5 protein-coding genes and 1 pseudogene are annotated in these 7,185 nt (G+C 24.9%); 2 read left to right on the top strand and 4 right to left on the bottom strand.

The features are described from left to right. A pseudogene (locus KGF50_RS19415) lies at positions 1–366 on the bottom strand (histidine kinase); the annotation flags it as partial. A 528-nt stretch (positions 367–894) separates the two neighbouring features. Continuing rightward, positions 895–1,272: a BlaI/MecI/CopY family transcriptional regulator gene (locus KGF50_RS19410; RefSeq protein ID WP_227849582.1), complete on the bottom strand. Its 378-nt coding sequence runs from the start codon at positions 1,270–1,272 to the stop codon at positions 895–897. A gap of 648 nt (positions 1,273–1,920) precedes the next feature. Between KGF50_RS19410 and KGF50_RS19405 the strand changes: the two genes are divergently transcribed. Continuing rightward, positions 1,921–2,394 (top strand): DUF2798 domain-containing protein, encoded by a 474-nt coding sequence (locus tag KGF50_RS19405; protein ID WP_227849581.1) that lies wholly within the window; start codon positions 1,921–1,923, stop codon positions 2,392–2,394. 396 nt (positions 2,395–2,790) lie between these two features. On the opposite strand, the gene KGF50_RS19400 is transcribed toward KGF50_RS19405, so the two are convergent. Beyond that, a complete protein-coding gene (locus KGF50_RS19400) occupies positions 2,791–4,002 on the bottom strand; it encodes a pyridoxal-dependent decarboxylase (protein WP_227849580.1) in 1,212 nt (403 codons plus the stop codon). A 677-nt stretch (positions 4,003–4,679) separates the two neighbouring features. Here KGF50_RS19400 and KGF50_RS19395 point away from each other — a divergent pair. After that, complete coding sequence (locus KGF50_RS19395; RefSeq protein ID WP_227849579.1) at positions 4,680–5,282, top strand: flavodoxin family protein; 603 nt, start codon at positions 4,680–4,682, stop codon at positions 5,280–5,282. An 87-nt stretch (positions 5,283–5,369) separates the two neighbouring features. Here KGF50_RS19395 and KGF50_RS19390 read toward each other — a convergent pair whose 3' ends face one another. Then, entirely contained in the window at positions 5,370–7,115 is a 1,746-nt protein-coding gene (locus KGF50_RS19390; RefSeq protein WP_227849578.1) for a cell wall-binding repeat-containing protein, read from the bottom strand. Positions 7,116–7,185 lie beyond the last annotated feature (70 nt).

The following is a 7,185-nucleotide window of genomic DNA, read 5'->3' as shown; positions in this document are numbered from 1 at the left end:
GTATAAATTTCCACTAAGTAAAATATTCATATTATCTAAATTGTTCATTAAAACTACTAATAACATACTCAATGCATTTATACCTATTAACACCATCCAATAAAAAAACAAAATTACTAAACATTTATATATATTTACCTTATAATTTGACTTATAAAAAATAAAGGTTATAAGAATACTTATCCATATTCTATCATTAGCTCCTACATTTATATAAAAAGAACAAATAATGAGAAAAATAGAAAACAAGAAAGATATATTTAACTTTATTAAATTAGTTTTTACTTTACTTGTATAATCAAATACTTTCTTGCATGCCCATATCTCTATAATAGAAGAAACAATTGTTATAAACGTGTCTAACATAATAACTCTCCAAAAATAATTAATTTATATCTTCACAATAAAATATACCATTAAAAATACATACTCATTATAACATAAAAGGACACTTAAATTTAATATTATTACTTAATGATTTTAATAATAGTATAAAATTAACTATGAAATATTGACAACTAAATTGTTAACAATATAGTCAGAAAATATAAAAATTATTTCTTTATTTTATTTTAATTATGCTCGAAAATATAAATTAACTCTAAGAAGAATTAGAAACAATTAAGGCAGTTTGATATGATTAAATAAAATAATGGCTTGAATTAAAGAAAAAGAATGAATTAAAAGATTATTTTTAAAGCTAAAAATATGAAGCACTAAAATAGGTGGTATCATTTAACTTGATACCATCTACTTTAATCATTATAGGTCTTTTATTGAATTTACACCTATTAATCATCAATTTATAAATAGTTGGTAACTTATTAAATAATACCAGTATAGATTTTTGTACATACCTATCTATTAAAAACTTAAACATATAAACACATATGCTTATTCATCCTTTAAATTTTTAAAATGATTTTCAAATAAATCTAATGCATTTTTGTCAATAACTTCATCTTCATGTAATGCTGAAAGTAAACTTTGCAAAGAATTATCATGTATATTACTTAAAAATTCTTTTGTCTCAACATTTAAATATTCTTTGTGTCCAACAACTATCGTATAATGAGTATATCTATCTATTTTTTCTGCATCCAAGAAATGCTTTTTAACAAGTCTTGATAAAAGTGTCAATGTTGTTGTTTGTTTCCATCCATATTTTTGTTCCATAGCTTCAATAGTTTCTTTTGATGTCACTGTATCATTCTTTTCCCAAATAAACTTCATAACTTTTAACTCTGCTTGTGGTATTTTTGAAATTGTCATAACCTTACGCCCCTCTCAAACTTTTATTAAATTAATACTATCGCAATATAGTTTTTAAGTCAAAGATTTTGTCGATAATAATATTTTCCAATTTTTTCCATAAATTATTTCTTGATATAATTCTAAAATAAATTACATAAGTATTGATTATTCTACATAATAAATTTAAGTACATAAATAATATATAGATTATCAAAAAAATAAAAATTTAAATTTTCTTGTTGATTCATATATTAGAGATTATATATATCATAGATAAGTTTATATTTCCTGCTTTTAGAGAGAAACGTTTTCCAGAAGCTAAAAATATATTTGCATTTAACTTTTGAAATATTCTTCTTAAAATTAATTTGCATTTTAATGAGATGTCTATTTTTAAATTAAATTTTTAAAAAAGCTTTGATTTATTCTATATTATTTTAGACAATATAGAATAGTAATTTTAATAGATTATAATTTAATTTATAATAATTTTTCTAATTAATTATCCTCTTAAAATCATATCTTATATTCAAATTTAATTTTTCATTATATTAAAATATTTTTCAATTAAATAAAAAATTAAAAATCAAAAAAAATTACTTACACTAAAATTTTTCTTAATGTATAATTCTAATATAAATAAATTAAATTTGGAGGTAAATAAGTATGCCACAAAACAAAAAAGAAAGTTTGATATTCACAGTACTTATGTGTGCTTTTATGGTCTTTTTTATGAGTATCTATAATATCTCTTTGCATGAAGGTATTTCATCAGAAACTGTAAAAAATGCTTGGATGAGTTTTCCACTAGCCTATGTAGTAGGTATGATTTTTGATTGGTTTATTGTTTCTAAAATTGCTAAAAAAATTGCATTTTGTATTGTAAATCCAGAAAGTAGACAAATTGCAAAGGCCATTGTTATATCAAGTTGTATGGTGTGTGGAATGGTTATATGTATGTCTTTATTTGGAGCCATTGAATCAGTTGGTTTCTCTAGCACAATCTTATTTGTATGGATTGTTAATATATTCAACAACTTTATTATTGCATTGCCATTACAACTACTAATTGCAGGCCCTTTAGTGAGATTTGTTTTTAGAAGACTATTTCCTGAGGGAACAATTGTAGATTGTTTATAACTCTACAAAACTACATAAAATTTTATACTATAAGTGTGCTTATTCTAAAGCAAACTACTACACTATATAATAATTTTTAATTAATGGCAAAATAAATTTGTTACCAAATTTATTTTGCCACCAGATTTATTCTTAATCGTATTTTAGATTTATGAAATACTCTTCAAATTTATTTAATTTATTTTCGTCTAATTCTTCATATTTTATATTCTGTGTCACTCCCTAAAATCCTATCTACTTTAAATTAATGATAGAAGCTTTTTAATGGAAAAACACATGCAACGCCACATTTATTCCTATTCACAGATGAAAAGAAAGGAATCAAATTGACTTCTTATGAAATTCCAGATGGTTATGATAAAACAACTTTTACTTATCAAAAATTAGGAGATATATTTACTCAATTAATCCATCTTTTCTTTTATAATATTGTTTAGGAAATTCATAGTTTGAAAACATTAATGGCGATAGAGAATATGAGTAACTACCCGCATTATTAATCAAAATCACATCTCCTATAGCTGCCTTTTTTAATTTAACATTATTAGCTAATACGTCTAATGATGTACAAAGGTTTCCAACTATCGTTACATACTCTTCTTCTTCTGAATCACTTAATGCTGAAAAAGAAAATGCATGATTTGATGTATATAATGGTTCTTGCCCTTCTAATTCTACACCACAAGTTACTTTCTCAATTAAATTAGAAATAATAGGTCTCATAAATCCATTAAGACCATTTCTTACAACAAGATATTTTTTCCCTCTTGACACCTTAATATCGACAATTTTAGTATAGTAATTGCCTGATGTGCAAACTACAAAACGGCCTGATTCAATAAGGAGTCTAGCCTTTAATGTATTTGCATTAATGGAAACAATCTTTTCAGTTAGTATCGAAAGCTTTTTAAGGTTAACTGGACTTTCTTTAAGATTATCATACACTACTCCAATCCCACTACCAAAATTTATAAATTCAATGTTTATATGTTCACTTTTATTTAAATTTAGTGCTATGAGAAAACATTTTTCATAATAACATCCTAACTTTTCAAAATCTAACACTTGAGATTTAATATGTATATGTATTCCAACTACAGATATATAGTTACAAAGATTTAGTATTTTAAAGACATTATCTATATCTTCTATATCACTACCAAACTTGCTTGATATAGAGCTATCATCATCCATAGTAAAATCAGGATTTATTCTAATACCTATTTTAATTTTTTTATTATGTTTTTTTGATATTTTATTTATAAGTTCTATTTCTGTTATACTATCTGCAATAATTATACACTTATCTAAAACAGCTTCTATATCCTCTTCTATCTTTCCTGGTGCAGAATAGTAAATATTATCTCTATCCACTCCATATTCTTTTGAAATCAATACTTCTTTCATTGATGCTGCATCTGTTCCAAACCCTTGTTTAGCAATGCTTTTTACAATTTTATTATATGGATTTGTTTTTATGGAATATAAAAAATCAAAACCTAAAATACTATTTTTTAACTCCATACATCTTTCAATTATATTAACCTCATCATATATATAACATGGTGCATGTTCTTTTATAAAACTATATTCTTGATTTAAATACATATTTTATACCTCCAAAGTTATAGATGATTTTATTAATCAAGTTCCTATACTGTTTATAATATATTTTACTATAGATTGGTATAGTTAACTACATACATATGTTTAAAATATGCATTTCAAATATTTTATATAATAAACATTCAATAGTAATATTTATAAGTTTTTATGCCATAAATTCATCTCTCTAATAAAAAAATACAACTTGAAATTATTATATCAAATATATTTTATATCCAATCTTAATTGTTTTTGTCTAATTTTTCGAATGATTTATTTCAACTTTGTTACAGATTAAAAAAGTGTATTGTTGTTAATGTATTCTCGTAGTATCCTAAATTTATATGAAACTTTAAAATTATGAGGTTATATATGAAATTTTTAATGGTCTTTTTAGCATATTTTTTAATGTATATTTTACTGGTACGTATTGGAAAGAGAATTAATAAGGTATATCCATACAAAAATCATATTTTTACATGGATGATTTTAATTTTATTATCATTCTACATAGTTACTAATATTGCTAGTTTTCTAAAATCACTTCTTTAGACTATTGGTTTTAAACTGCTAAATAAAATGAAATTCATTCTATGTAATATATATTTAAAAAGTTTTTATAAAATTTAAATATTACTATATGATTAAAAATTATTTTAAAATAATATGGAGGTGTTAATATGAAAGTATGTATTCTTATGGGAAGCCCTAAGAAAAATGGTAATACTGCTTCTATTTTAGAACCATTTATAGAAGAACTAGAAAACTATAATGCAAATCTTGAAATGTTATGGTTATATGATTATCAAATAGAACCTTGTATTGCCTGTAAAAAATGCCAGAAAAATTTATCTTCTTTTGGATGTTGTCGTGATGATGATGTTCATAAAATTTTCGAAAAAGTTCTTATGTGTGATTTAATTATTCTTGCAACTCCAATTTATTCTTGGTATTGCACTTCTCCAATGAAAGCATTGCTTGATAGATTGGTATATGGTATGAATAAATACTATGGTGATGAAAAAGGACCTGCGCTATGGTCAGGAAAATCAGTAGCACTTATTACAACTTGTGGATATAGACCTGAAAAAGGAGCTGATATCTGGGAAGATGGTATAAAGCGTTATTGTAAACATTCACAGTTAAAATATATAGGAATGCTTGTTGAACGTGATTTAGGTAAACCTAATTTTATGGATACAGAAAAAGAAGAACATTCTCGTCAATTTGCAAAACAAATTTACGATATTTTAGATAATTCATTTAAAGCAGATAACTGTTAAGTACATAATACCACATGTAAAATATTGATAATATAAGTAGAGCTTATAGTAATTTTCAAATTATATAAGCTCTATTTTCATATGTTTTTATTCTCCAAGTGATATATTATTTATGCCACTGTTTTTGACTTCAACAATTGGTTGTCCATTTCCTAAAATATAATCTTTAGACCAACCTTCTGGTAATTTATTCAGACCATTTCCAATCAACTTCAAGTGTAAATTTGATGGTTCTTTTTTCAAGTTTAATTTAAATATACCATCAAAGGTATCTTTGCCATCCTTTCCAAATAAACTTATATTACCACTTATATTTGTAGCTGTTACATCTACAATTCCATTGTTTCCTCTAAACTTTATCTCAGATGATATAGTTTCGGCTGTTACACCTGAAATCCCACTATTAGTGTTTATATTAAAAGGATATGTTACACTTTTGTCGATAATTTTCGCAATTCCATTATTGACATCAACTGTAGCTCCCCCTTTGATATTATAAATTTCTACTGAACCGCTTTCAACATATACTTTAAAATTAGAATATACTTTATCAGGAATTCCAATCTTTATCACATTTACTCTCTTATCTTTATTTGCATTTATCATATTATCGCCATTCATATCTTTCAAAGAGCCATCTTTCTTCTCTATTATTTTCTTAGCACTTACAACCAACTTTCCATTTTTTCCATTATTAGAAGAAGTCTCTTTATTCACAGAAAAAGTACAATTTTTTTCATTAGTTACACTCACATAATCAAACTCAAATTTATCAGTATTCGTCTTTTCAACAACTACACCTAAATTATCAGTTTCTATAGATACTTCAGAAACTTCATTTCCTTCAATTGAAGTTAAGTGTTTTACAATATTTGGAGTTATATTCATATCATTATATTCCACCATGTCTAAACATTGTTTATATATATTGGCATCAATTCCTCCAACTTTTGTTATACTTTTAGCTCCTTTTAAAATACTTTTATTACTTCCATCAGCAACTAAAACGATTGGCTTTTCTTTTGCTAGAGGAGATAGTGTTAATGCATCTACTAATTGATATCCTTTTGTTATGTAAAAGTCCGTTGATTCATTATAAAACTTTTCTATTACTTTTTTATTGGTTTCAAATCTATCATTTCCACCAATTCTAGTTGCATTAGTTTCCCTTACCAAATCCTCATTTATTGCAGATTTGCCACCTATAGCGTAAACATTTAATCCTTCAATCTTAAATGGAATTGATTTGCCATCTGTAAGTATTATAGCTCCCTTGTTTTTTGCAGTTACAGGTGCTATGCTCATAGCATCAGCCTCTCCTACAAATCCATTTGTCAACATAACATCTTTTACCTTACTAACTTCATTTATTTTTTTTGCTACATTATAACTAGTTTCAATTCTATTACTTCCATTTATTCTTTCTACTTCAATACCTTTTCTTTTTATATCTTTTTCCACTGAACTTTCAATAGTATTATAACCACCAATTATGTACACTTTTTTTACAACATTCAAATTCTTATTATCTAGTCTATTTGAAGTGGCTTTTGGGATTTCATTCTTTTTAGTCAAAAGTATTGGTGCGTTAATAGCCCCAGCTAGTCCACTTGATGAAAGTCCATCAGATAAATTTTTATCTCCATTAACTAATATTACTGTGTCATAAGTCTGTTTATCTGCTATAAGCCCTGCTGTTTCATATCTATCAGTTCCTATTATAGAATCCTCTTTAATTTGTGCACTTGCAGTTAAAGTGTTAAAAAGAAATAGAGTCAAAGCCAAAGTTGATATACCTATTTTTTTACTGAATTTTTTGAATTTTTTATTCATAATCCCTACTATTTCTCCCTTCTTATAATTAATTATTTTTTTAATATTTATAAATTTACCTCTTTACTTA

Source organism: Clostridioides sp. ZZV15-6598, from assembly GCF_020657705.1.
GTDB lineage: Bacteria > Bacillota > Clostridia > Peptostreptococcales > Peptostreptococcaceae > Clostridioides > Clostridioides difficile_F.
The sequence above is the reverse complement of the archived record's forward strand: the minus strand, read 5'-3'. Positions and strand labels throughout refer to the sequence as shown.

Bases quoted from the DNA above. Each gene is read 5' to 3' on its own strand.
- KGF50_RS19395 (WP_227849579.1), top strand. From the start codon at position 4,680: ATGAAAGTATGTATTCTTATGGGAAGCCCTAAGAAAAATGGTAATACT.
- KGF50_RS19400 (WP_227849580.1), bottom strand. From the start codon at position 4,002: ATGTATTTAAATCAAGAATATAGTTTTATAAAAGAACATGCACCATGT.
- KGF50_RS19410 (WP_227849582.1), bottom strand. From the start codon at position 1,272: ATGACAATTTCAAAAATACCACAAGCAGAGTTAAAAGTTATGAAGTTT.
- KGF50_RS19390 (WP_227849578.1), bottom strand. From the start codon at position 7,115: ATGAATAAAAAATTCAAAAAATTCAGTAAAAAAATAGGTATATCAACT.
- KGF50_RS19405 (WP_227849581.1), top strand. From the start codon at position 1,921: ATGCCACAAAACAAAAAAGAAAGTTTGATATTCACAGTACTTATGTGT.